This window comes from Cryobacterium sp. 10C3 (assembly GCF_034314285.1).
GTDB lineage: Bacteria > Actinomycetota > Actinomycetes > Actinomycetales > Microbacteriaceae > Cryobacterium > Cryobacterium glucosi.
Genome location: NZ_JAVIWF010000002.1, coordinates 1,298,065 through 1,321,386, shown reverse-complemented (window position 1 = coordinate 1,321,386; position 23,322 = coordinate 1,298,065). Strand labels below are relative to the sequence as shown.

The following is a 23,322-nucleotide window of genomic DNA, read 5'->3' as shown; positions in this document are numbered from 1 at the left end:
GTTCGTGGTGTTGTGGTCGGGTCAGGTCAGGGGTGGAAAGGCCAGAAGACTGGAACCAGGAAGGTGGCAACGGCGACGAAGAGCAGCAGGAGGGGCAGCCCGAGCTTCCAGTAGTCGCCGAAGCGGTACGCTCCAGGCCCCATCACCATGGTGTTCGCCGGGGTCGCGACCGGGGTGAGGAACGATGCTGCCGCTGCGACCGTGACGCCCATCAGCAGGGGAGCGGTGAGATCCCCGTTTCGGTTGCGATCGCGATGGCGATCGGACCAAGGATGAGTGCTGTGGCCATGTTGCTGATCAGCTGCCCGAGCACGCTCGTGACGACGGCGATACCGAAGAGCAGCAGATAGGGGCTCGAGGTGCCCACTGCGGCGACGAGCCCGTTCGCGATGACGTCGGCAGCGCCGGAGACCTGGATGGCGGTCGACAGCGGAATCATCCCGCCGACGAGGATGAGGGTCGTCCAGGAGATCGAGCGGTGCGCCTGGGAGACCGTGAGCACGCGCAGGAGGACCATCGCCGCCGCAGCGGTCAGGGCTGCAACCGCCGCAGGCACGATCCCGGTGGCAAGCAGGACGACCATGCCGGCGAGGATCACGAGGGCGGTCGTTGCGCGCGGGCCCATCGGCACGGCCTGGCGACGAATCAGCTGGGGTGCGTCGACGACGACGACGTTGGGGTCTGCGGTGTTCCGGTCGAGCGCCTGCCACGGGCCGCGCAGCAGCAGCACGTCTCCAGCGGCGAGGACGGCATCCGTCAGGTCCTCCCCGCTCCGCTGGATCGCGATGACGACGAGTTCCCCACTGTCCGTCACCATTCCCGTGAAGACGCTTTCACCCACGAAGGACGAGCGTGGTGCGATGACGACCTCTGTGACACCGTTCTTCCGGCCCAGCAGGCTTCCGCGTCCGCGAGAGAGTACTGGGCTGCGAGGGTACGCGCGTGGTCGCTGAGATCCTTGGGCGCGACCTGGGCGGTTCGGTTGGGCAGGAGCCTCGGGCCGAGGAATACGGTGATCAGGATGGTCCCGACGACGAGCGGGAGGCCGACGAGGCCGAATTCGAAGAATCCGAACGGTGCATGGCCCGTGCTGACCGCGAGCTCGGAGACGAGCACATTGACCGGGGTTCCGGTCAGGACGAGAAGGGACCCGGCATGTGCGCCGAAGGCGAGTGGCATCAGCATCTGGGAAGGAGGCTGCCGAATCCGGATCGCGAGCACGACGACCATCGGGAGCAGGGACGCGACGGCGCCGTTGACGCTGATCAGGGCGGTGACGACCGCAACGAGCAGCATCACGAACGTCACGATGATGCGCCGGTTCGTTCCGGTGCGTTTGGTGAGCTGCTGGCCGGCCCAGGTGGTCACCCCGGTCGCGTCGAGTGCTTCGCTGACGACGAACAGGGCGGCGATGAAGACGATGACCGGGTCGCCGAACCCCGCCAGGGTCTGCTCGAAAGAAATCACACCGGTCAGGAAAAGCGACAGCGCGACGCCGATGGCGACGATCTCCACGGGAACCGCGTTCCAGACGAAGAGCACGATCGCGGCGAGAAGCACGAGCAGGGTGATCGAGATGTCGTTCACGGCTGCGCCCCAGGATGCCGGTGAACGGCGTCGCCGCGTGGCCTGCTCATGACCGGGAGGCCGGCCGTTCCAGGCCGTCCTCGTCGTCGTCCGGTTCCTTGCCGCTCGAGAGCGCCGCGGGGATGTCCCCGGGAATGTAGTCCGGCATCCGCCCGGCCGGGATGATCGCGAGGAGTGCGATGCCGGCGAGGCCGAGCAGCGAGATCTGCAGGGCACGGAGCCGCGCGTCCTCGTTGATGGCAACGGCCTCTGCAACCTGCTCCGGGGTGGCGGATGTCTGGCTCAGGACCGACTCGAGGTGGTCGTTGGTGACGAAGTTCACACTGTCGAGGGGCACTTGCGCGACCAGTTCCGGCGGCAGGGCCTGGCTGCTCGCGACACTCGACGCCACGATCGCGCTGAGGATTCCGACGGCGAAGACGCTCGCGACGGCGATGCCGACGCTCCCCGAGATGTTGTGGACGAGGCCGCGCCAGGCGCCTACGTCTCCGGCGAGGCGTTTCGGGGCCGCGGAGAGCAGGGTGTTGAACACGAGCGCCACAATCGCCCCCTGGCCGAGGCCGAGGATGATGAGGCCGATGACGACGGCGAACTGTTCCCATTCGTTCCGGATCGTGAAGGCGAGGATCACCAGCCCGAGGGCGACGACGACGAACCCCACCCGGGCGATCTGGTGCGGCGGGTACCGCTTGTACAGGGTGGCCACGACGGAGCTGGCGATGAAGATCGAGAGGGTGTACGGGATGATCGAGATCGAGGTCTGGAAGCTCGACCGGCCCTGCACGATCTGGATGTAGAGCGGGATCAGGAAGTTCGCCGCGGTTCCCACGAACAGCATCGCCGCCATCGCGAAGGTCGTCGCCTTCTCGGATCCGGACTTCAGCACCTCGAGGTCGAAGATCTGCGGCAGGTGCGCGGCCTTCCTCCGGCGCAACCACACGAAGAACGCCTGCCCGCCGATCGCCCCGAGGAGGATCAGGACCGGCGCAGGGGAGACCCCCAGGACCGTGAAAGGCGCGCTGGGCGTGGCCAGGACCACGCCCCAGGAATTCAGGCCGCTGAACCCGAAGCTCAGCAGGATGATGGACCCCGCAGCGAGGACGGCGCCGACCCAGTCGATCACGACGGCGGGCTGGGGCGGCACGACCTTCAACCGGAAACTCAGCAGCAGGTTCACTGCCGCGAGCGCCACGATCAGGGCGAAGGAATACCGCCAGCCGATCGTGGACGCGAAGGTACCCGCGATGAGGAGCGCGAGCACCCCGGCCGCGGGGATGGCCGCCGCGAGGAACCCGATCGAGCGGGCCTGCTGCTCACCGGAATAGTTCGCCGCGATGAACACCACGAGCGCCGGCGCGATCAACGCGATCACCGCACCGGACGCGGCCTGCGCGATGAACAGCATCGTCGGACTCACACTCACGGCAACGGCCGCCATCGCGAGTCCATGGATCACGACTGCGATCTGGAACACCCGGCGGGACCCGAACTTCGCACCCAGCTTGGCACCGAGCAGGATGAACGCCGCCATCGCGAACGTGCCCGCGGTGATCGCCGTCCCCACACTCGTCGCTGGAGTGTTCAGATCCGTCGTGATGCCCTGCATCGACACCGTCAACGCATTCACCGCGAACGACGCCTGAATCTGCGTGAGCACGACCACGACCAACGGCAACCACGACGCTGCAACGGCAGGGCGGGTGGCACCCCCGGGTACGACGGTCTCTGAGGACATCCTTCACGCTCCCAACTGGGTTTCCGACTGGTTCTGTCTGGGTCTGTCCGGCGAATTCTTGTCAGACTAGGGCCACTGATCCGGCGTCCAGCAGAGTTGGCGCAGGACTGCGCTTGTGCTGGCGCAAGAACGCCGTGCCGGGTCCGGAGCTGTCAGGCGACAACCCGGAGTTCTTCCGCGTTGCATTGTGTTCCCGTTTGGGGGCGATAGCCTGCGGTTCTGGAATGGATCGCAGGTCTGCGTCGCAGCGGGCCGCGCGGAGATCGCGCAGCAGAAGTGAGGGGTTTCAGATGTGGGTGCCGGTGTCCAGCGACGCGGTGCGGCATCTCACCGTTCAGTCCGGCATCCCGGTTCCGCTTCCCGACGACGCTGTCGGCTTCCTCGCGCAGCGCCTCGAGGTTCCGGCCTCTGACGTGTTTCATTTTTCGGCGATCAGGAAAGCGATCGGCAGCACGACGGTGACGCTCGCCACCCAGTCGGCCTTCCGCTACACAGGGGGCACCGATTCCACCGCGGGGGTCCTGCACGTCGGTTTCATGCTCAATGGCAGCATGACGATCGGACTCGGTCAGCACCCGCCCCAACGGTTCAGCCCGATCAGCGCATACGTGATGCCGGCGGGGGTCGCGTCGTCCGTCCAGACGACGGAGGTCACGCGCGGACTCGGCATCCAGCTTCCCCAGGCCCGCCTGATAGCGAGGGGGATCCAGCTCGAGGGTGAACGCCTGCGCCTCGAACGCTCGGCGTCTCTCGCCGCGCCCCTGCGGGTCCTGGCGCTCGCGGTCGTCGAAGCGGCCTGGACGCCGACGGCCATCGGAGTGTCTGTCACAGAGAGGACGATCGAGGACCTCGTGGTCGGCATGTTTCTGGAGGGCGAGGGTTATGCCATGGACAGCGCTGACCTCCGGGCGGGCCTGCGCATGCGCGCCGTCGCCCACATCGAGGCCAGGCACCGGAACCGCGATCTCAGTCCTGCTGTCGTTGCCGCCCAGCTGGGGATCTCCCTGCGGCACCTGCAGCGCGCGTTCGAGGGCGGGGGCAGTACTGTCGCCGCGGAGATCAGCCGGTGTCGCGCGGAGTCTGCCGCCCAGCTGCTGCTCGCACCGCGCACGGCGGGGCTGACAATCGCCGACATCGCAACGCGTTCCGGATACACGTCCGCTTTCGAGCTCCGCGCCGGGTTCCGCGCACGGTATGGCGTCCTGCCCTCCCAGTACCGCATCGGCGGCATCGCCCTGCCGGAGACACGAGCGTCTGGACGTGCGTAATCCCCGGTCCCCGGCCAGTATTCTTGGGACGGTGAGTTCTTCTGACTATTCCGCCCGCCACCTCTCGGTCCTCGAAGGCCTCGAGGCCGTGCGCAAGCGCCCCGGCATGTACATCGGCTCGACCGACTCCCGGGGGTTGATGCACTGCCTCTGGGAGATCATCGACAACTCCGTCGACGAGGCGCTCGGCGGATTCGGTGCCGGAATCGACATCGTGCTGCACCCGGACGCGAGCGTCGAGGTCAGCGACACCGCCCGCGGTATCCCCGTTGACATCGAACCGAAGACCGGACTGACCGGCGTCGAGGTCGTCTTCACCAAATTGCACGCCGGCGGCAAGTTCGGCGGCGGTTCGTATGCGGCGTCGGGTGGACTGCACGGAGTCGGCGCATCCGTCGTGAATGCCCTGTCGGAGCGCCTCGACGTCGAGGTCGACAGGGACGGCAAGACCTGGGCGATGTCCTTCCACCGCGGTGAACCCGGACTGTTCGCCGACACCGGGGAGAAGAGTCCGGACGCCCCCTTCACCCCCTTCGAACACCAGAGCGAACTCCGTGTGGTCGGCAAGGTCCGTCGAGGCGTCACGGGAACCCGTATCCGCTATTGGGCGGATCGGCAGATCTTCACCAAGGGCGCGACGTTCCAGACCGAGGAACTGCTCGAACGGGCCAGGCAGACGGCGTTCCTCGTTCCCGGGCTCGCCTTGTCGATCGACGACCGCCGTGGCGATGAGCCCGTTGTCGAGGTATTCCGGTTCGAGGGTGGCATCTCCGAGTTCGTCGAGCACCTCTCGACGGATGCCGCGATCACGGACACCTGGCGCCTCACCGGCCACGGCACGTTCACCGAAACCGTTCCTGTGCTGATGCCGACGGGTGCCATGGTCCCGACCGAGCTCGTCAGGGACTGCGCCGTCGATATCGCGCTGCGCTGGGGGACCGGCTACGACACGATCGTCCGCAGTTTCGTGAACATCATCGCGACGCCCAAGGGCGGCACCCACCAGGCCGGATTCGACGCCGGGCTGATCAAGTTCCTCAGGGCCCAGGTCGAGCTCAACGCGCGCAGGCTCAAGATGGGTTCTGACAAGCTCGAGAAGGACGACGTGATGGCGGGGCTCACCGCCGTGCTCACCGTGCGCCTGCCCGAGCCGCAGTTCGAGGGACAGACCAAGGAGGTCCTCGGAACGCCCGCCGTGCGCGCGATCGTCGCGAACGTCGTCGCCCAGGCGATGAACGAACGCTTCGTGTCCACCCGGCGCGACGACAAGACGCAGGCGGCCGTGCTGCTCGACAAGATCGTCGCGGAGATGAAGTCGCGCATTTCCGCTCGTGCCCACAAGGAGACGCAGCGGCGCAAGAACGCCCTCGAAAGCTCCTCCCTGCCTGCGAAGCTCGTCGACTGCCGCAGCAACGACGTGCTGAACAGCGAACTGTTCATCGTCGAAGGCGACTCGGCGCTCGGCACCGCCAAGCTCGCGCGCGACAGCGAGCACCAGGCCCTGCTGCCCATCCGCGGCAAGATCCTGAACGTGCAGAAGGCATCCGTCGCCGACATGCTCTCCAACCTCGAGTGCGCCTCGATCATCCAGGTCATCGGCGCCGGCTCCGGCCGAAGCTTCGATCTCTCGGCGGCGCGCTACGGCAAGGTCATCATCATGAGCGATGCGGATGTCGACGGGGCGCACATCCGTACCCTGCTGCTGACCCTGTTCTTCCGGTACATGCGCCCGATGATCACAGAGGGGCGGGTGTTCGCCGCGGTGCCGCCCCTGCACAGAGTGGTCGTGATGAACCCGGGCTCGAAGCCCAATGAGACCATCTACACCTACTCGGAACCCGAGCTGCACAGCGTGCTTGCGGCCCTGAAGAAAAGCGGAAAGCGGTACCAGGACCCGATCCAGCGGTACAAGGGGCTCGGCGAGATGGACGCGGACCAGCTGGCGACGACGACGATGGAGCGCTCGCACCGGATGCTCCGCCGCGTGCGGGTCGCCGATGCCGAGCAGGCCGGCAAGGTCTTCGAACTCCTGATGGGCAACGACGTCGCCCCGCGCAAGGAGTTCATCATCGAAAGCTCGGACAAGCTCAGCAGGGACCGCATCGACGTGTAATGCCTGTTCACGGTGATATGGTCGCCGCACACTGCCGGCACTGGCGCCGGCACAAGGCGGAGGGCATTCCAGATGAGCACCCAGGCGGACCAGGCAGGATTCCAGCAGGCACGGTTCAAGGGCCGGACCGTCATCGTGACCGGGGCGGGCAGCGGCATCGGGAGGGCGACGGCGCTCCGGCTCCTCAGCGAGGGCGCCCGCGTCATCGCCGCCGATATCTCGGCGGAGCGTCTCGCGGCTCTGGAGCAGAGCAGCGGCAGCGGGGAGCTCGTCGGCGTGGCCGGCGACGTGAGCCTGCAAGCGGATGTCGACGCGCTCGTGCTGGCCGCGGGACCCACGGTCGACGGGCTGGTCAACAATGCCGGGATCATGGACTCGTTCCTCCCGACGGCGGAGATCACCGACGAGGTGTGGGAGCGGGTCTTCCGGGTGAACGTGACCTCGCAGATGCGGCTGATGCGTGCCGTGCTGCCCGGCATGGTCTCGGCCGGTTTCGGGCGGATCGTGAACATCGCAAGCGAGGCAGGCATCCGCGCGGGAGCATCGGGCACCACGTACAGCGCGTCCAAGCACGCCGTGATCGGACTGACCAAGAGTACGGCGTTGTTCTACGGGCCGAAGGGGTGCGCTGCAATGCGGTGGCGCCCGGCGCGGTGAAGACGAACATCGAGGCTCCGTTCCTGTCCGCGTGGGCCGCCGAGCGTCTCGGACCGATCATGCAGACGACCATTCCGGCCCCTGCGGAGCCGGAGGAGCTGGCCGCGTCCATTTGCTGGTTGCTGAGCGAGGACTCGCCCAACGTCAATGGAGCCGTCCTGATGTCCGACGGCGGCTGGTCGACAATCTAGCGAACGCCGGTCTGCGGAGGTCAGGCGGGCGGGGCGAACGCGGAACTGGGCAGGTCGCGCTCCCCGGCGGCGATGGCGCCGACGATCCGCGCGGCCACGGCCTCCGGCTGCAGACCGGCAGGGAAGTTCGGCGCGACGCCTGAGATCGGGTGGTCGGCGAGGCCGGTTTCGGTGTGTCCGGGGCGGGCGTCGATCATGCGGATGCCGCTGCGGCGAAGCTCCCGCCCCGCGGCCTGTCCGAATGCTGCGAGGGCGGCCTTGGACGCCGAGTACGCCGCAAGGCCCGCGGTCGGGCTCTCGCTCACGACACCGCTGAGGGTCACGAAGAACGGTTCCCTGCCGGCGGCGGCGGATGCCGTGAGGCTGTCCGCTGCGGCGCTGAGCAGGCGGATGGGCGCGAGCGTGTTCACGGCGAAGAGTTCCTCCATGGCCGCGTCTCCGAGCTCACGTGCCGGCCCGAAGGCCACGACACCGGCCGCGTTGACGACCCCGTCGAGTCCTCCGGTGGCCTGGACCGCACGGGCGACCAGGGCGTCGACTGCCGAAACGTCGGTGAGGTCACCCGTGACGAGCGTGCCGGGGATCCCGAGGGCTGCGAGCCTGGCCGTGTCACGCCCGGCCAGGACAAGGGTCGCTCCGGCGGCCGAGAGCTGCCGGGCGATTTCACGGCCGAGGCCGCCGGTCGCGCCGACGACGAGGACGACCGAGCCGGGAAGTGTAGTCATTCGGACACTGTAGCCGTCTGAGCCGGACGCATGAGCCGGCCGGCCGGTTCAGGCGATCCGGGCGCCGATCGTGCCGACCAGAGCTTCGAGCATCGTCCCAGAGGCATCCCGCCTGGCCCCGGTTTCCGGAAGGGTGCGCGGGGCTCCGTCCGGACCGACCGCGCGGGCGGGCATCGGACCGACCCACGCGACGGCGATGGCGTCTTCCCCCTTGAGGAAGCGGTGGGCGCGGACTCCGGACGTCGCCCGGCCCTTCGCGGGGAATTCGGTGAACTCGGAGACCTTGGCACTGCCGGGGTCCGTTCCGGCGAGGGTGTGGCTGGACGCTGCGACGGTGGCGACGACGGCCGTCTCCGCGTCGTCGGCCGCGAGACTCGTGAAGAACACGGCCCGGGCATCCGCTGCGAGTTTGATCCCGGCCATTCCGCCGGCAAGGCGGCCCTGGGGCCGCACCGATGCGGCCGGGAACCTCAAGAGCTGGGCGTCGGACGTGACGAAGACGAGCTCGTCGTCCTCCGTGCCCTGCTCGGCCCCGATGACGGAGTCCTTCGGCTTGAGCTGGATGATCTCGAAGTCAGGCCGGTTCGCCCAGTCGCCCGCGACGACGCGCTTGACGGTGCCGAAGGCGGTTCCGAGCGCGATGGAGCGGTCGGACTCGAGGGAAACGAGCGCGAGCACGGTCTCGGACCTGTCGGTCAGGCCCAGGTAGTCGGCCACGCGCACGCCGGCGCCGAGCTGGATGGATGTGGGCGGCATCACGGGCAGGTCGACCGGGGTGAACCGGATCAGCCTGCCGCGGCTCGTGACGGCGCCGACCTCTGCACGGCTCGTCGTGTCCAGGGTGGAGAGCACGGCGTCGTGCTTGCTGCGCCGCTGGGTGGGCACGGTCCTGGTCCGGGGCGCGGATGCCGCGTCACCGGTCTCCGTCGCGGCGTCTCCAGCCGGGAGGGCATCGGGATCGAAGGGGTCGTCAGCAGTGGGCTCGATGGCGGCGAGGTCGACCCTGGCGATGCGACCGGTGGCACTCAGGTAGACCCTGGTCGGCGTGTCGGTGAGTTCGAGCACCGGGGCGTTGCGTTTGGCGACGGCGCCGGCGATGCTCGGCTTGGCCTCGGTGAGGAGGGTGCGGCGCGGGGTGCCGAACTTCTCCGCCACGGCGGCGAGCTCGTCGGAGACGAGGGTGCGGATGGCCTGCTTGCTCCCGAGCAGTTCTTCGAGGAGGGCGATCTCGGCGAGGAGCTGGTCGCGTTCGGCCTCGAGTTCGATCTGGGAGAAGCGGGTGAGGCGGCGCAGACGGAGTTCGAGGATGTACTCGGCCTGGATGTGGCTCAGCTCGAAGACGTCGATCAGGCGCGTGCGGGCCTGCTCGGTGTCGTCGCTCGTGCGGATCACCTGGATGACCTCGTCGATGTCGACGATGGCGATGAGGAGGCCCTCGACGAGGTGCAGGCGTTCCGTGCGCCTGGCCAGGCGGTAGGCGCTGCGCCGGGTGACGACCTCGATCCGGTGGCCGACGTAGACGGACAGGAGCTCGCGCAGGCCGAGGGTCTGCGGTCCGCCGTCCACGAGGGCGACCGCGTTGATGTTGAAGGAATCCTCGAGGGGGTGTAACGGTAGAGCTGTTCGAGAACGGCGAGGGGGCTGAAGCCGGTCTTGATGCCGATCACGAGCCGCAAGCCGTGGGTGCGGTCGGTGAGGTCTGTGACGTCGGAGATGCCGCTGAGCTTCTTGGAGGTGACGCCGTCCTTGATTTTCTCGATGACCCGCTCCGGGCCGACGAGATAGGGGAGCTCCGTCACGACGAGGCCCGATTTCCGGGCCGTGATGGCCTCGACGGAGACCTTGGCGCGGGTCTTGAAACTGCCGCGGCCCGTGAGGTAGGCATCCTTGATCCCCGAGAGACCGACGATCGTCCCCCCGGTCGGCAGGTCGGGTCCCGGCACGTATTCCATCAGCTCGTCGAGCGTCGCGTCGGGGTGCGCGAGCAGGTGCCGCGCCGCGCCGACGACCTCGATGAGGTTGTGCGGCGCCATGTTCGTCGCCATGCCGACGGCGATGCCCGCGGCCCCGTTGACGAGCAGGTTCGGGTACGCGGCAGGGAGCACATCCGGCTGGGTCAGCTGGTTGTCGTAGTTCGGGACGAAGTCAACGACGTCCTCGTCGAGGTTTTCCGTCATGGCGAGGGCGGGGGCTGCGAGGCGCGCCTCGGTGTACCGCGGCGCGGCGGGGCCGTCGTCGAGGGACCCGAAGTTGCCGTGGCCGTCGATGAGGGGAACGCGGAGGGTGAAGGCCTGGGCCATCCGCACGAGCGCGTCGTAGATCGCGGTGTCACCGTGCGGGTGCAGCTTCCCCATGACTTCGCCGACGACGCGCGCCGACTTCACGTGGCCCTTGTCCGGACGCAGGCCCATCTCGGCCATCTGGTAGAGGATCCGGCGCTGCACGGGCTTGAGCCCGTCCCTCGCGTCGGGGAGGGCGCGGGAATAGATCACCGAGTACGCGTACTCCAGGAACGATCCCTGCATCTCCGTCGAGACATCGACGTCCTCGATGCGTTCGGTGAATGCTGCGGGCGGGGTAGCGGGTGTGCGACTCATTCGTGAATTCTGCTTGGGGTGCTCCGGTGGCAGGACCAGCGGCACGATCGGGTGGGCGCGCAGGCTGCGCGCCAGTGCAGGGCCGTGTCCATGACAGACTTGACCCAATGCCCCCATGCTACCGGCCCGCCAATTCAGTGCGCTGCGCCTTGCCGACGTCCTGTCAAGTTGCCACGCTGCGGTCCTCGGCCGGGAGAATGCGCTTGCCCTCGCCGCTGTCGACAAGGCCGTCGTCGTGCTCGTCGACGGCCTCGGCGTCAGCTCGCTGCGGGCACGGGCAGGCCACGCCCGGTACCTCATGTCGAAACTGACCAGGGCCGGGGTCGTCGATACGGTCTTCCCCGCCACGACCGCCGCAGCGATCACGAGCCTGACCACCGGGGTCGAACCCGGTCGGCACGGGATCGTCGGCTACCGGGCCCTCGACGCCGCCAACGACAGGGTCGTCAACCAGCTGAGTGGCTGGGACGAACGGATGCCGCCGGAAACGTGGCAGCGGACCCGTACCGTCTTCGAACGCGCCGCCGATGACGGTGTGCCGAGTTTCACCATCGGCCCGAAGCGCTACGCCCACTCCGGATTCACCCTCGCGTCCCTCCGTGGTGCGCACTACGTGCCGGCGGAGAGCATCTCCGATCGGTTCGCGGCGGCCCGTGCCCTGCTGGACACCGAGTCGCGCGCCCTCGTCTACCTGTACGTGCCCGAACTCGACGTCGCCGCACACGCGCACGGCTGGGAGTCCGCGAAATGGCTCGCGGCCCTCGAGGCCCTCGACTCCGCCGCCGGGCGCTTCGCTGCCGGTATGCATCGGGACGAGGGGCTCATCGTCACCGCAGACCACGGCGTCCTCGACGTCCCCGCCACGAAACACGTGCTCTTCGACAGCGTTCCCGAACTCGTCGCGCCGGTGCGGCACATCGGGGGAGACCCGCGCTGCCTCTACCTGTACCTCGACGAGTCCCGCGGCGACGCCGGAACGTCCGCATCAGAGGCGGCGACCACGCTGGCCGAAACCTGGCGCGAGGTCGAGGGCGACCGGGCGTGGATCTTCACGCGTGCGGAGGCGGTCACGGCCGGACTCTTCGGCAGGGTCGATGACGAAGTGCTGCCCAGGATCGGCGATGTGATCGTGGCCGCGCGGAAGGCCGTCGCATACTACGACTCCCGCGAGCCGAACCAGTCCGCCCGGTCGATGATCGGCCAGCACGGGTCGCTCACGGACGAGGAACTGCGCGTCCCCGTGATCCGCGACGGTGCCTTCGGCGCGTAGCCGCGGCTTCCGCCCGGGGGAACACCTCAGGCCCGCCCCCGGGGGACGGGCCTGAGGGAGAGCCTGATGCTCAGGAGGGGTACTGGCCGCGCTTGACCTGGGGCTTCGGAAGCCGCATTGCTCGCAGCTGGAGCGCGCGCATCGCCGCATACCAGCGCACGCGCTCCGCCTTCGCGTCGCCGAACTTCGCCTTGACCTTCCGGGTGAGGGTGAAGCCGAGCACCGTGCAGTCCACGACGGCGATGAGGAAGAAGGCCCAGAGCGCGAGGATCCCGTAGGTCTGCACGTTGCGGTCGGGGAAGAACGTGAGGAGGATGACGAGGAACATCACTGGGATCATGAACTCGCCGATGTTCACCCGGGCGTCCACGTAGTCGCGCACGAAGCGCTTCTGCGGACCACGTTCGCGGACGGGGAGGAACTTGTCCTCACCCGCGGCCATGCCGATCCTGGCCCTGTCGCGGGTCTCCGCGGACTTGGCGCGTGCCTGGCGTGCGGCGAGCTTGCGGTCGTCGGGCACGAGGGGGCGCCGGTTGGCGGCCTCCTGCTCCTTACGACTCGGCGTCGGCTGGCCCTTCCCTTCCGGGTGGCCGGCGGGGTGGGCGGCCGCGAGGCGCGCCCTCGTCTCGTCGATCGATTCGATCGGCGGTTGTGCGTCTGGGTTCACTGGCTTGGCCACATCAGTTCCTTGCAATTAGTTGGCTTAAGATTACCTGATGACCGTTACCCCAGATACTGCACCCGAAGCCGCACTCGCCGACGCGCCTGTGCGCGCCGCGGTCGAGGCCGCCCTTCCCGCCACGATTGCCGACCTGTGCGCCCTCGTGCGCATCCCGTCCGTGTCCTGGGACGCGTTCGATCCGGCCAGGGTGGCGGAAAGCGCGGAGGCCGTCGCCGCCCTGGTGCGGGGGCTCAACGTCTTCGACGAGGTTGTCGTGACCCGGTCGGGAATTCCCGGCACCACGGAACTGGGCCAGCCTGCCGTGCTCGCCCACCGGCCGGCCCGCAACGGCCGACCCACGGTCCTGCTCTATGCCCACCACGATGTGCAGCCCCCGGCCACGACATCGACTGGGAATCCACCCCGTTCGAGCCGACCGTTCGCGGGGATCGGCTCTACGGAAGAGGCGCAGCGGACGACAAGGCAGGGGTGATGGCGCACGTAGCGTCGATCCGGGCACTCGCCGAGACGGCCGGCCCCGACTTCGACCTCGGAATCGCCGTGTTCATCGAGGGTGAGGAGGAGTTCGGCAGTCGCTCGTTCGCGGCATTCCTCGAGGACAACCGGGAGTCGCTCCGCGCCGACGTCATCGTCGTCGCCGACTCCAACAATTGGGACGTGGACACCCCCGCCCTCACGGTCGCCCTGCGGGGCAACGTCACCTTCCGACTGACCGTGCGCACTCTCGACCACGCCTCCCACTCCGGAATGTACGGGGGAGCGGTGCCCGATGCCATGATGGCGACTGTGCGCCTTCTCGCGAGCCTCTACGCGGAAGACGGCTCCGTGGCCGTCGACGGGCTCACGAGTCGGGACGTCCCCGCACCCGAATACACCGAGGAACAGCTGCGCCTGGAAACCGGCCTCCTCGATGGTGCGACGCCCATCGGCCACGGCCCGCTGCTCAGCAGGCTCTGGTCCCAGCCCGCCATCACGATCACAGGCATCGACGCCCCGAGCGTCGCGAACGCGTCGAACACCCTGTCCCCGGTCGTGAGCGTGCGTCTCAGCACCCGGATCGCACCAGGACAGCCCGCTGCTGAGGCTTACCAGGCCCTCGAGGCGCACCTGCGCGCCCACGTCCCGTACGGGGCGAGCATCACCATCGACGACGTCGACACCGGCGAGGGGTTCCTCGTCGACGACAGCGGCTGGGCCGTGCCGCTCGCGCTCGGTGCGATGACGGATGCCTGGGGCAAGCCCCCGGTCAACGTCGGCATCGGCGGCTCCATTCCGTTCATCTCGGACCTCGTGCGGGTGTTCCCGGAGGCCCAGATCCTCGTCACGGGTGTCGAAGACCCCGATTCCCGGGCGCACAGCCCCAACGAGTCCCTCCACCTGGGCGTGTTCAAACGGGCAGTCCTCGCCGAGGCGTTCCTGCTCGACCGGCTCAACCGCCGCACCGGGACTCTGGAGGCCCCCACCCGATGAACCCATCAGCCCCGGTCAGAGACGAGAGACCGGCAGGCGGGAATTACTGCGGCGGACTCACCGTTGCTGCAGGTAGAATCTGTCAGAATTCGAGCACAGCGCAAGGAGCGTCATGACCGACACCATCACAACCAGCACCGCCGCCCACGGAGTGGGCCTGAGCGAGGCCGCAGCGCTGAAGGTACGAAGCCTGCTCGCCCAGGAGGGCCGTGAGGACCTGCGCCTCCGCGTCGCCGTCCAGCCCGGCGGCTGCTCCGGCCTCATCTACCAGCTCTACTTCGACGAGCGTGTGCTCGACGGTGACGCGCTCGTCGACTTCGACGGTGTCGAGGTCGTCGTCGACAAAATGAGCGTTCCGTACCTGGACGGGGCCTCGATCGACTTCGAGGACACCATCCAGAAGCAGGGCTTCACCATCGACAACCCCAACGCCGGCGGCAGCTGCGCCTGCGGGGACTCGTTCAGCTAGGGAACCACAGACGATGCCGGGCGGGCCGCCCGGCATCTTGGCGTGGATTCGTTACCGGATCAGCGCCTGCGCTGCACCCCGAAGCGCATCCCGCGCAGTAGGCTGTCATTCACACAGAGGCACTTCCGATGAAGTGATGTCGAGACTCCCCGAAAGGTTACTGGTGCGCAAAAACCACCGTCTCCGATGGGCTGCAATTCCGATCGCAGCGTCGTTGGTCATTGTTCTAGCGGGGTGCACCCAAGCCCAGCTCCACGGCTTCCTGCCCGGCTTCGTCGAGGGCGAACCGGCGGTGACGAACCAGACCGACCGCGTCGCCGGACTCTGGACGACATCCTGGATCGTGCTCCTGATCGTCGGCCTGATCACCTGGGGCCTGACAATCTGGGCCGTGATCGTCTACCGGCGCCGCAAGGGCCAGACCGGACTTCCGGTCCAGCTGCGGTACAACATGCCGATCGAGATCTTCTACACGATCGTTCCTCTCATCCTCGTCATCGGTTTCTTCGCATTCACCGCGAGGGACCAGGCCGCCATCGAGGCCCGCTTCGACTCACCGGACGTGAAGATCGAGGTCATCGGCAAGCAGTGGGCCTGGGACTTCAACTACGTCAACGAGAACGTCTACTCCGCCGGCATCCAGGGCCAGCCGAACCTCGACGGGCCCAAGGGCTCGCTCGTCGAAGCCGAGTTGCCGACGCTCGTCCTCCCGGTGGGCAAGAAGGTCGAACTCGCGCTCGAATCCCGCGACGTCATCCACTCCTTCTGGGTCATCGACTTCCTCTACAAGAAGGACATGATCCCGGGGAAGACCAACTACATGTCGGTCATCCCTGAACGGATCGGCACCTATTCCGGCAAGTGCGCCGAGCTGTGCGGTGAGTACCACTCGCTCATGCTCTTCAACGTCAAGGTCGTGTCTGAGGCCGACTACGAGGCGTACACGGCCTCGCTCAAGGCCGCGGGCAACTCCGGGCAACTCGACAACGGGTACAACCGCAACCAGAATCTTCCGGGCACGTCCGCCCCGGCGGTAGAGGAAGGCAAGTAGGCCATGACCACAACCGCACCCGCAGCACCCGCGACGCCGGCAGCCCCGGCCGCTACCCGTCGTCCCACGGGCGTCGAGCGCAAGGGCAACGTCCTCGTCCGCTGGATCACCTCCACCGACCACAAGGTGATCGGGTACATGTACCTCATCACCTCCTTCGTCTACTTCTGCCTCGCCGGCGTGATGGCGCTCGTCATCCGCGCGCAGCTCTTCGAGCCCGGCCTCGAGGTCGTGCAGACCAAGGAGCAGTACAACCAGCTCTTCACGATGCATGGAACGATCATGCTGCTGATGTTCGCGACGCCGTTGTTCTTCGGCTTCGCGAACTCGCTGATGCCCCTGCAGATCGGCGCTCCTGACGTCGCCTTCCCGCGCCTCAACGCCTTCTCGTTCTGGGCATTCTTCTTCGGCAGCCTCATCGCCGTCGGCGGGTTCCTGACGCCGCAGGGAGCAGCATCCTTCGGCTGGTTCGCCTACCAACCGCTCGCGAGCACGACCTTCTCGCCCGGCGTCGGCGGAAACCTGTGGATGGTGGGCCTGGGACTGTCCGGTTTCGGCACCATTCTCGGCGCGGTGAACTTCATCACGACCATCATCACGATGCGCGCCCCCGGCATGACCATGTTCCGGATGCCGATCTTCACCTGGAACACGCTCGTCACCTCGCTGCTGGTCCTGATGGCGTTCCCGGTGCTCGCCGCGGCCCTCCTTGCAGCGGCCTCTGACCGCATCTTCCTCTCGCACATCTACGACCCGGCCAACGGCGGTGCCATCCTCTGGCAGCACCTGTTCTGGTTCTTCGGCCACCCCGAGGTGTACATCATCGCGCTGCCGTTCTTCGGCATCGTCTCCGAGGTGTTCCCGGTCTTCAGCCGCAAGCCGATCTTCGGGTACAAGACGCTCATCTACGCGACCATTTCGATCGCCGCCCTGTCGGTGGCGGTCTGGGCCCACCACATGTACGTGACCGGTTCGGTGCTGCTGCCGTTCTTCTCGCTCATGACGATGCTCATCGCGGTTCCGACCGGTGTGAAGATCTTCAACTGGATCGGCACGATGTGGCGGGGGTCCCTGACCTTCGAGACGCCGATGCTGTGGGCGCTCGGCTTCCTCGTCACCTTCACGTTCGGCGGGCTCACCGGTGTCATCCTCGCCTCGCCGCCGCTCGACTTCCACGTCTCCGACACGTACTTCGTCGTGGCGCACTTCCACTACGTCATCTTCGGAACCGTCGTGTTCGCCATGTTCAGCGGCTTCTACTTCTGGTGGCCGAAGTGGACGGGCAAGATGCTCAACGAGAGCCTCGGCAAGTGGCACTTCTGGTTCCTGTTCATCGGATTCCACACCACCTTCCTCGTGCAGCACTGGCTCGGAGTGGTCGGCATGCCGCGCCGCTACGCCTCGTACTCTCCGGAGGACGGCTTCACCTGGATGAACCAGCTGTCCACCATCGGGTCGATGATCCTCGCCGTCTCGATGATCCCGTTCTTCCTGAACGTGTACATCACTGCCCGCAAGGCGCCGAAGGTCACGGTCAACGACCCGTGGGGCTTCGGAGCCTCCCTCGAGTGGGCCACGTCGTGCCCGCCGCCGCGGCACAACTTCACGTCGATTCCGCGCATCCGCTCAGAGCGGCCGGCCTTCGACCTCAACCACCCCGAGGTCGCCATGCCGGTCGGGATCGGGCCGGGCAAGGACGCGCCCGATGCCCCCGTCTACGACGCCGCAACGAACGAGGTCAAATAAATGAGGGCAAACACCAACCTGCTCTGGCTGCTCGCGGGCTTCTTCGCCCTCGTCACGGTCGCGTACATCGTCTGGGGTCTCGTCGACCCGCACCAGCACAGCATCGAATGGGCGGGGACCTTCGCCCTGGCACTGAGCTCCGTGTTCGTGAGCTTCGTCGCCTTCTACCTGTCCCGGGTGCACGGCGCTCAGGGAGGAGAGCTTCCAGAGGACCGCCTCGACGCCAACGTCGACGACGGCGATCCCGAAGTCGGCTTCTTCAGCCCGTGGAGCTGGTGGCCCATCCTCCTCGCCGCGAGTGCTGCGTTGCTTTTCCTCGGCCTCGCGATCGGGTTCTGGATCTCGATCATCGCGGTCGGCATCGGCGTGATCTGCCTCATCGGCTGGGTCTACGAGTACTACCGCGGTAACTTCGCGCGCTAGCCGGTCCGCGAAAGCGGGTGAGCAGTCGGTCTCGATTCCTGAGAACGACGGCTCACCCGCTTTCGCGTTAATGGGGAGAGCGTGCAGGGCGCGGCGCCGGAAGCCGAGCACGTCGAAGGAGAACGTCACGGGACTGCGGGAAGGCCAGCGGCCTGCGATGGCCTCCGTCCCGGTGTGATGTGCCGACGGGCCCATGCCGATCAGGACGGCAACGGCGTCCGCGCCGAGGTCGTGACGACTGGTGACCCTGATCCGGGTCTCCAGGGCGAACCAGGGCTGCAGGGAGTCCCTGAGGTCCTCGGCTTTGTTCGGCGGGATATCGAGGGCCAGTCCGGCATCGCCTGAGCTCGCGGAGATGGTCATCGTGGGGAACGACGACGGCGAGGAGACCCCTGTCGCGCAGCACGCGATGGAATTCGGCCGGGTTCCGCGGTGCGAAGACGTTCAGGAGGGCATCGGCGACTCCGGTCCGCACCGGAAGGTCGGCCCAGACGTCGGCGACGAGCCCGTCCACGTGCGGCGGTTCAGGGAGTTTGCCGCCTGAGGCTGCAGCATGTTCGTGCCCAGGCGCGGCGACGGTGCGGGCAGCGGCCACAGTTCGGGCCACGGCGACGGGGGAGAGGTCCATTCCGAGGTATCCGGCGGTCGGACAGGCTTCGGTCACTCCGCGGAGGTAGTACCCGGTGCCACAGCCGATGTCGAGCACCCGAGCGGGCTGTTCCGCTGCGACGAGCGTCGTGACGGCCGTGCGCAGGTCTTCGTACCAGCCGGCTTCGAGGAAGGCCTCACGCGCGTCGAGCATCGCGGCGCTGTCACCGACCACGTGGCTGCGCCCGCCCAGGAGCGACAGATAGCCGCGCCGGTTGGCGTCGAAGGAATGCCCGGAAGCACACCGCAGCACGAGGCCGCCGTTCGCCGCGAGGGGCGACAAACAGTTCGGGCACCGAAGCCACTCCGACAGGGTCTGGAGGGACATCGATGCCCGATCTGTTCATGTTGTGTTGTGGTGATTGTGGAACTACCGCTGGTTAGTGGTGGTCTCCGTGGCTCTGCTCGAGCTCCGTCGTGGTGACCGGAACAATCCGGTCCTCGAAGAACCAGCGAGAGAGTCCGCCGCGCAGGCGCTGGCCGGTCGTGATCTTGCCCTGGTCGTTCGGGCGGATCATCAGCGGCTTGTAGTCCGAGTAGCTCACGAGCTTCCAGCGCTCGTACTCGTCGACGGGCTGGTGCACCTCGATGTACTCGCCACCGGGCAGGCGGACGATCCGGCCGGATTCGTAACCGTGCAGGACGATCTCGCGATCCTTCTTCTGCAGCGCGAGGCAGACTCGCTTGGCGACGAAGAACGCGATGAACGGTCCGACGATCGTGGCGAACTGACAGGCGTGGATGACGCCCTCCATCGTCACGTGGAAGTGCGTGGCGATGATGTCCGAGGATGCGGTCGACCAGAGCGCGGCGTAGAACGTCACGCCGGCCGCGCCGATCGCCGTGCGGGTCGGGGCGTTGCGCGGGCGATCGAGGATGTGGTGCTCGCGCTTGTCCCCGGTGACCCAGGCCTCGATGAAGGGGTAGATCAACACGACCAGGATGAAGAGTCCGAGGCTGATCAGAGGGATCAGGATGTTGAACGACCAGGTGCGATCGAGCCAGACGAACTCGAGTCCCGGCGGAATCAGGCGCAGGGCCCCGTCGGCAAAGCCGATGTACCAGTCCGGCTGGGTACCCGCCGAGACGGGGAGGGGTCATAGGGTCCGTAGTTCCAGATCGGGTTGATCGTGAACAGTGAGGCGATCAGCATCACGACACCGAAGACGATGAAGAAGAACCCGCCGGCCTTGGCGGCATAGACCGGGAGGACCGGGTAGCCGACGACGTTCTGGTTCGTGCGTCCGGCACCGGGGTACTGGGTGTGCTTGTGCACGACGACGAAGAGCAGGTGCATCGCGATGAGGGCGATGATGATCGCGGGCAGCAGCAGGATGTGGAGCGAGTAGAGCCGACCCACGATCGCCTCGCCCGGGAACTCGCCGCCGAAGAGCAGGAAGGAGATCCAGGTTCCGATCAGCGGGATGCCCTTGACCATTCCGTCGATGATCCGCAGGCCGTTGCCGGAGAGCAGATCGTCGGGGAGGGAATATCCGGTGAAGCCCTCTGCCATCGCGAGGATGAACAGGATGAAGCCGATGACCCAGTTGAGTTCGCGGGGCTTGCGGAACGCACCCGTGAAGTAGATCCGGAGCATGTGCAGGCCGATGGACGCCACGAACAGCAGCGCAGCCCAGTGGTGCACCTGGCGCATCAGGAGGCCGCCGCGGATGTCGAAGGAGATATTGAGCGACGAGGACATCGCCGCCGACATTTCGACGCCCTTGAGCGGAACGTACGAGCCTTCGTAGTGGACGGGTGCCATCGAGGCGCTGAAGAAGAACGTCAGGAACGTCCCGGACAGCAGGATGATGACGAAGCTGTAGAGGGCAACCTCACCGAGGAGGAAGGACCAGTGGTCTGGAAAGATCTTCCTGCCGAGTTCCTTCACCGCGGTGGAGATGCTCGTGCGCTCGTCGATGTAGTTCGCCGCCGCGCCCGTGAAACCGCCGTTGGCTTTCGTCGTCTCGACCACGCCTGTGGTCGTTTTCGTGATACTCAATGCCGCTCCCAGAAACTCGGTCCGACGGGTTCAGTGAAATCGCTCTGCGCAATGAGGTAGCCCTCAGAGTCTACGGCGATGGGCAGCTGGGGGAGCGGCCGCTTGGCCGGCCCGAAGATGACCTCGCAGTGGTTCGACACGTCGAACTGTGACTGGTGGCACGGGCAGAGCAGGTGGTGGGTCTGCTGTTCGTAGAGGGCGACGGGGCAGCCGACATGGGTGCAGATCTTGGAATACGCGACGATGCCGTCGTACGACCAGCCTGCACGCTCGGGGAGTTCGTTGAGGTCCTCGGGCTTGAGGCGCATCAGCAGCACGGCCGCCTTGGCCTTCTCTTCCAGACGACCGCTCGGAAGGTCCTGCAGACCCTCCGGAATGACGTGGAAGGCGGAGCCGAGGGTGACGTCCGAGGCCTTGATCGGTGTGCCGGTCGGGTCGATCGCCAACCGGGTCCCCTTCGTCCACATCGTGTGGGTGAGCAGCTCGGAAGGGTTCTCGTTCATCGGGCCGAGGCCGCGGAAGAGCACGACCGCGGGAAGGGGGAAGGCGATGAGCGCGCCGATCAGGCTGTTCCGGATGAGGCTGCGTCGTCCGATCCCGGATTCCTCGTTGGCTTCGGCGAAGATCTCGACGGCCCTGGCCCTCGTCTCGTCTGAGCCGCGGACGGGGTGGCGGACATCGATGCCTTCGTGGTCGCTCATCAGCGCCTTGCCCCAGTGGACGGCGCCGATGCCGATCGCCAGGAGCGCGAGGGCCAGACCGAGGCCGATGAAGAGGTTGTTCAGCCGCACGGAACCCGGGTCGGTTTCCACGATCGGGAACGCCATGTACGCGGCGATAGCAAAAACGCTGCCGACGATCGAGAGGTAGAAGAGCGTGTACACCGTGCGCTCGGCACGGCGCTCGGCGCTCGGGTTCAGGTCGGTGACGCGGGGGCGGTGCGGCGGGAATCCGGGGTTGTCCACGGCGTCGCGCACGACAACGGCCGTGCCGGCGTTCGCGGGGTCGTGCCCGGCGCCGGAGTCAGCAGCGGTGAGGTCCTTCCCGCTGTTATCGTCCGTGGCCATTGTGCTCCTTTGTCTGCTGTGTGTCGTGCAGTTGTGTGCTGAGCAGGTGTGTCTGCTGCATGATTCTGATTCCGCGCCCTGTTCGGATGCGGGTCAGTTCGATTTTGCGGTGATCCACACCGTCAACCCGACGATCGCGCCGAGTCCGAAGATCCAGAGGAACAGTCCTTCGGAAACCGGACCGAGCGAGCCGAGGGCGTATCCGCCCGGGGACGGGTTGTTCTCGAGGTACTTGAGGTACGTGATGATGTCGCGTTTGCTCTCCGGTGAGATGTTCATGTCGTTGAAGACCGGCATGCTCTGCGGTCCCGTGATCATGGCCTCATAGATGTGCTGGGCGGAGACGCCGTCGAGTGCGGGTGCGAACTTGCCCTCCGTGAGGGCGCCTCCGGCGCCTGCGACGTTGTGGCACATCGCGCAGTTGATGCGGAAAAGCTCGGCGCCCTTGGCGGAATCGCCCTGCGCGTCGAGGTACCGCGCATCAGGGATGGCCGGCCCGGGGGCGAGGGAGGCGACGTATGCGGCGAGGGCTGCGATCTGTTCGTCCGTGAACACGACGGCCTTCTTCTCAGCCTGAGGCCCGTCCATCTGCATGGGCATCCGGCCGGTGCCGACCTGGAAATCGACGGATGCCGCACCGACACCGATGAGGCTCGGGCCGGATCCGGTTCCCGCGGCGCCGAGGCCGTGGCAGGTGGCGCAGTTGCTCGCGAAAAGCTTCTGGCCCTCTCCGATGGTCTGCTGAGACGAGGCATCCGTCTGGGCACTCGCGGTGCTCGTGCTGAACAGCGCATAGGCGCCGCCCGTGAAGAGGAGGCCGATGGCGATCAGGGCGACACTGGCAAGTGGGCTGCGGCGGCCGGACTTGCGCACGCGGGCCGGCTTGGGGGTGTTGGTCTTGGTCATTCTGAGGTGTCCGCTCCGGATCTCTATTTGAGGACGTAAATGACGAGGAAGAGGCCGATCCAGACGACATCGACGAAGTGCCAGTAGTACGAGACGACGATGGCGCTCGTCGCCTCCTTGTGACCGAAGTTCTTGACCGCGAACCCGCGGCCGATGACGAGGAGGAAGGCGATCAGGCCGGCCGTGACGTGGATGCCGTGGAAGCCGGTGGTGAGGTAGAACGCCGATCCGTATGCGTTGCTCTGCAGCGAAACGCCCTCGGAGACCAGGGTGGCGTACTCCCAGATCTGCCCGGAAACGAAGACGGCGCCGAGGGCGTACGTCAGGAAGAACCACTCGACCATGCCCCACTGGCTGGGCTTCCAGCCCGTTGAGCGGGCCTGGAGACGCTCCGCGGCGAACACGCCGAACTGGCAGGTGATCGACGAGGAGACGAGGATCAGGGTGTTCACGAGTGCGTAGGGAAAATTGTGCTTCTCGGCTTCGAATTGCCAGAGTTCCGGCGATGTCGACCGGAGCGTGAAGTAGATGGCGAACAGGCCCGCGAAGAACATGACTTCGCTGCCCAGCCACACAATGGTGCCGACAGCAACGCTGTTGGGCCGATTAACCACGGGCGCTGTGGCTGAATAAGTTATCGAAGGGCTCGTCACTCGTCCATTATGGCCGATTTCGCAGCCGGGGTGCGCACCATGCGGACGCGGGTGCGTCATTT

Annotated in this window: 17 protein-coding genes and 4 pseudogenes; 9 read left to right on the top strand and 12 right to left on the bottom strand. The window is 66.9% G+C overall.

What is annotated here, in order from left to right; genetic code table 11:
- Nucleotides 1-26: 26 nt before the first annotated feature.
- Genes RGU41_RS06950 through RGU41_RS06935 form a run of 4 tightly spaced genes read right to left on the bottom strand, consistent with a single transcriptional unit; the run spans nucleotide 27 to nucleotide 3,322 of the window.
- Nucleotides 27-212 (bottom strand): anion permease, encoded by a 186-nt coding sequence (locus tag RGU41_RS06950; protein WP_322135853.1) that lies wholly within the window; start codon nucleotides 210-212, stop codon nucleotides 27-29.
- The gene (locus RGU41_RS06945; protein WP_322135852.1) at nucleotides 212-841 is read right to left on the bottom strand and encodes an SLC13 family permease; all 630 of its coding nucleotides are present in this window, start codon (nucleotides 839-841) and stop codon (nucleotides 212-214) included. The genes RGU41_RS06950 and RGU41_RS06945 overlap by 1 nt, the downstream gene beginning before the upstream one ends.
- The gene (locus RGU41_RS06940) at nucleotides 811-1,587 is read right to left on the bottom strand and encodes an SLC13 family permease (RefSeq protein WP_322135851.1); all 777 of its coding nucleotides are present in this window, start codon (nucleotides 1,585-1,587) and stop codon (nucleotides 811-813) included. Before RGU41_RS06940 ends, RGU41_RS06945 begins: the two co-directional genes overlap by 31 nt.
- Nucleotides 1,588-1,633: 46 nt before the next feature.
- Nucleotides 1,634-3,322: an MFS transporter gene (locus RGU41_RS06935; RefSeq protein WP_322135850.1), complete on the bottom strand. Its 1,689-nt coding sequence runs from the start codon at nucleotides 3,320-3,322 to the stop codon at nucleotides 1,634-1,636.
- 290 nt (nucleotides 3,323-3,612) lie between these two features.
- On the opposite strand from RGU41_RS06935, the gene RGU41_RS06930 reads away from it, so the two are divergent.
- The 3 genes and pseudogenes from RGU41_RS06930 (at nucleotide 3,613) to RGU41_RS06920 (ending at nucleotide 7,551) form a co-directional block, all read left to right on the top strand.
- Nucleotides 3,613-4,590 carry a helix-turn-helix transcriptional regulator gene (locus tag RGU41_RS06930; protein WP_166787267.1) on the top strand — a complete coding sequence of 326 codons (978 nt, stop codon included), beginning with the start codon at nucleotides 3,613-3,615 and terminating at the stop codon, nucleotides 4,588-4,590.
- Nucleotides 4,591-4,621: 31 nt separating this feature from the next.
- Complete coding sequence (locus RGU41_RS06925) at nucleotides 4,622-6,703, top strand: DNA gyrase/topoisomerase IV subunit B (protein WP_134446524.1); 2,082 nt, start codon at nucleotides 4,622-4,624, stop codon at nucleotides 6,701-6,703.
- Between the two features lie 72 nt (nucleotides 6,704-6,775).
- Nucleotides 6,776-7,551 (top strand): annotated as a pseudogene (locus tag RGU41_RS06920) (SDR family NAD(P)-dependent oxidoreductase).
- Nucleotides 7,552-7,571: 20 nt separating this feature from the next.
- Here the strand turns inward: RGU41_RS06920 and RGU41_RS06910 are convergent.
- Both RGU41_RS06910 and RGU41_RS06905 read right to left on the bottom strand, forming a co-directional pair.
- The gene (locus RGU41_RS06910; RefSeq protein ID WP_322135847.1) at nucleotides 7,572-8,276 is read right to left on the bottom strand and encodes an SDR family NAD(P)-dependent oxidoreductase; all 705 of its coding nucleotides are present in this window, start codon (nucleotides 8,274-8,276) and stop codon (nucleotides 7,572-7,574) included.
- A gap of 48 nt (nucleotides 8,277-8,324) precedes the next feature.
- Nucleotides 8,325-10,873 (bottom strand): annotated as a pseudogene (locus RGU41_RS06905) (DNA gyrase/topoisomerase IV subunit A).
- A 115-nt stretch (nucleotides 10,874-10,988) separates the two neighbouring features.
- On the opposite strand from RGU41_RS06905, the gene RGU41_RS06900 reads away from it, so the two are divergent.
- A complete protein-coding gene (locus RGU41_RS06900; protein ID WP_322135846.1) occupies nucleotides 10,989-12,143 on the top strand; it encodes an alkaline phosphatase family protein in 1,155 nt (384 codons plus the stop codon).
- Between the two features lie 70 nt (nucleotides 12,144-12,213).
- Here RGU41_RS06900 and RGU41_RS06895 read toward each other — a convergent pair whose 3' ends face one another.
- Nucleotides 12,214-12,822: a DUF3043 domain-containing protein gene (locus RGU41_RS06895; protein ID WP_134446529.1), complete on the bottom strand. Its 609-nt coding sequence runs from the start codon at nucleotides 12,820-12,822 to the stop codon at nucleotides 12,214-12,216.
- Between the two features lie 37 nt (nucleotides 12,823-12,859).
- Between RGU41_RS06895 and RGU41_RS06890 the strand changes: the two are divergent.
- The 5 genes and pseudogenes from RGU41_RS06890 to RGU41_RS06870 all read left to right on the top strand — a co-directional run bounded on the left by RGU41_RS06890 (nucleotide 12,860) and on the right by RGU41_RS06870 (nucleotide 17,984).
- Nucleotides 12,860-14,295: pseudogene (locus tag RGU41_RS06890) on the top strand (dipeptidase).
- Between the two features lie 112 nt (nucleotides 14,296-14,407).
- Entirely contained in the window at nucleotides 14,408-14,764 is a 357-nt protein-coding gene (erpA, locus tag RGU41_RS06885; RefSeq protein WP_134446531.1) for an iron-sulfur cluster insertion protein ErpA, read from the top strand.
- A gap of 163 nt (nucleotides 14,765-14,927) precedes the next feature.
- Nucleotides 14,928-15,815 carry a cytochrome c oxidase subunit II gene (gene coxB, locus RGU41_RS06880; RefSeq protein WP_166787268.1) on the top strand — a complete coding sequence of 296 codons (888 nt, stop codon included), beginning with the start codon at nucleotides 14,928-14,930 and terminating at the stop codon, nucleotides 15,813-15,815.
- 3 nt (nucleotides 15,816-15,818) lie between these two features.
- Nucleotides 15,819-17,561, top strand: coding sequence for a cytochrome c oxidase subunit I (ctaD, locus tag RGU41_RS06875; protein WP_134446533.1), 1,743 nt, complete (start codon nucleotides 15,819-15,821; stop codon nucleotides 17,559-17,561).
- Nucleotides 17,562-17,984 (top strand): cytochrome c oxidase subunit 4, encoded by a 423-nt coding sequence (locus tag RGU41_RS06870; RefSeq protein WP_134446534.1) that lies wholly within the window; start codon nucleotides 17,562-17,564, stop codon nucleotides 17,982-17,984.
- Between the two features lie 67 nt (nucleotides 17,985-18,051).
- Here the strand turns inward: RGU41_RS06870 and RGU41_RS06865 are convergent, their stop codons facing one another.
- The 5 genes and pseudogenes from RGU41_RS06865 to RGU41_RS06845 form a co-directional block, all read right to left on the bottom strand.
- On the bottom strand, nucleotides 18,052-18,960 hold the full coding sequence (locus RGU41_RS06865) for a methyltransferase (RefSeq protein WP_322135845.1): 909 nt from the start codon (nucleotides 18,958-18,960) through the stop codon (nucleotides 18,052-18,054).
- 52 nt (nucleotides 18,961-19,012) lie between these two features.
- Nucleotides 19,013-20,628, bottom strand: a pseudogene (locus RGU41_RS06860) (cytochrome b).
- Nucleotides 20,629-20,630: 2 nt separating this feature from the next.
- On the bottom strand, nucleotides 20,631-21,701 hold the full coding sequence (locus RGU41_RS06855; protein ID WP_134446536.1) for a ubiquinol-cytochrome c reductase iron-sulfur subunit: 1,071 nt from the start codon (nucleotides 21,699-21,701) through the stop codon (nucleotides 20,631-20,633).
- A 93-nt stretch (nucleotides 21,702-21,794) separates the two neighbouring features.
- The gene (locus tag RGU41_RS06850) at nucleotides 21,795-22,607 is read right to left on the bottom strand and encodes a c-type cytochrome (RefSeq protein ID WP_134446537.1); all 813 of its coding nucleotides are present in this window, start codon (nucleotides 22,605-22,607) and stop codon (nucleotides 21,795-21,797) included.
- A gap of 23 nt (nucleotides 22,608-22,630) precedes the next feature.
- A complete protein-coding gene (locus RGU41_RS06845; protein WP_134446538.1) occupies nucleotides 22,631-23,320 on the bottom strand; it encodes a cytochrome c oxidase subunit 3 in 690 nt (229 codons plus the stop codon).
- Nucleotides 23,321-23,322: the final 2 nt, after the last annotated feature.

Excerpts from the sequence above, each read along its gene's own strand:
- ctaD (WP_134446533.1), top strand. The coding sequence starts at position 15,819 with ATGACCACAACCGCACCCGCAGCACCCGCGACGCCGGCAGCCCCGGCC.
- RGU41_RS06930 (WP_166787267.1), top strand. The coding sequence starts at position 3,613 with ATGTGGGTGCCGGTGTCCAGCGACGCGGTGCGGCATCTCACCGTTCAG.
- RGU41_RS06870 (WP_134446534.1), top strand. The coding sequence starts at position 17,562 with ATGAGGGCAAACACCAACCTGCTCTGGCTGCTCGCGGGCTTCTTCGCC.
- erpA (WP_134446531.1), top strand. The coding sequence starts at position 14,408 with ATGACCGACACCATCACAACCAGCACCGCCGCCCACGGAGTGGGCCTG.
- RGU41_RS06910 (WP_322135847.1), bottom strand. The coding sequence starts at position 8,276 with ATGACTACACTTCCCGGCTCGGTCGTCCTCGTCGTCGGCGCGACCGGC.
- RGU41_RS06845 (WP_134446538.1), bottom strand. The coding sequence starts at position 23,320 with ATGACGCACCCGCGTCCGCATGGTGCGCACCCCGGCTGCGAAATCGGC.
- RGU41_RS06850 (WP_134446537.1), bottom strand. The coding sequence starts at position 22,607 with ATGACCAAGACCAACACCCCCAAGCCGGCCCGCGTGCGCAAGTCCGGC.
- RGU41_RS06935 (WP_322135850.1), bottom strand. The coding sequence starts at position 3,322 with ATGTCCTCAGAGACCGTCGTACCCGGGGGTGCCACCCGCCCTGCCGTT.
- RGU41_RS06950 (WP_322135853.1), bottom strand. The coding sequence starts at position 212 with ATGGGCGTCACGGTCGCAGCGGCAGCATCGTTCCTCACCCCGGTCGCG.
- RGU41_RS06855 (WP_134446536.1), bottom strand. The coding sequence starts at position 21,701 with ATGGCCACGGACGATAACAGCGGGAAGGACCTCACCGCTGCTGACTCC.
- RGU41_RS06865 (WP_322135845.1), bottom strand. The coding sequence starts at position 18,960 with ATGTCCCTCCAGACCCTGTCGGAGTGGCTTCGGTGCCCGAACTGTTTG.
- RGU41_RS06900 (WP_322135846.1), top strand. The coding sequence starts at position 10,989 with ATGCTACCGGCCCGCCAATTCAGTGCGCTGCGCCTTGCCGACGTCCTG.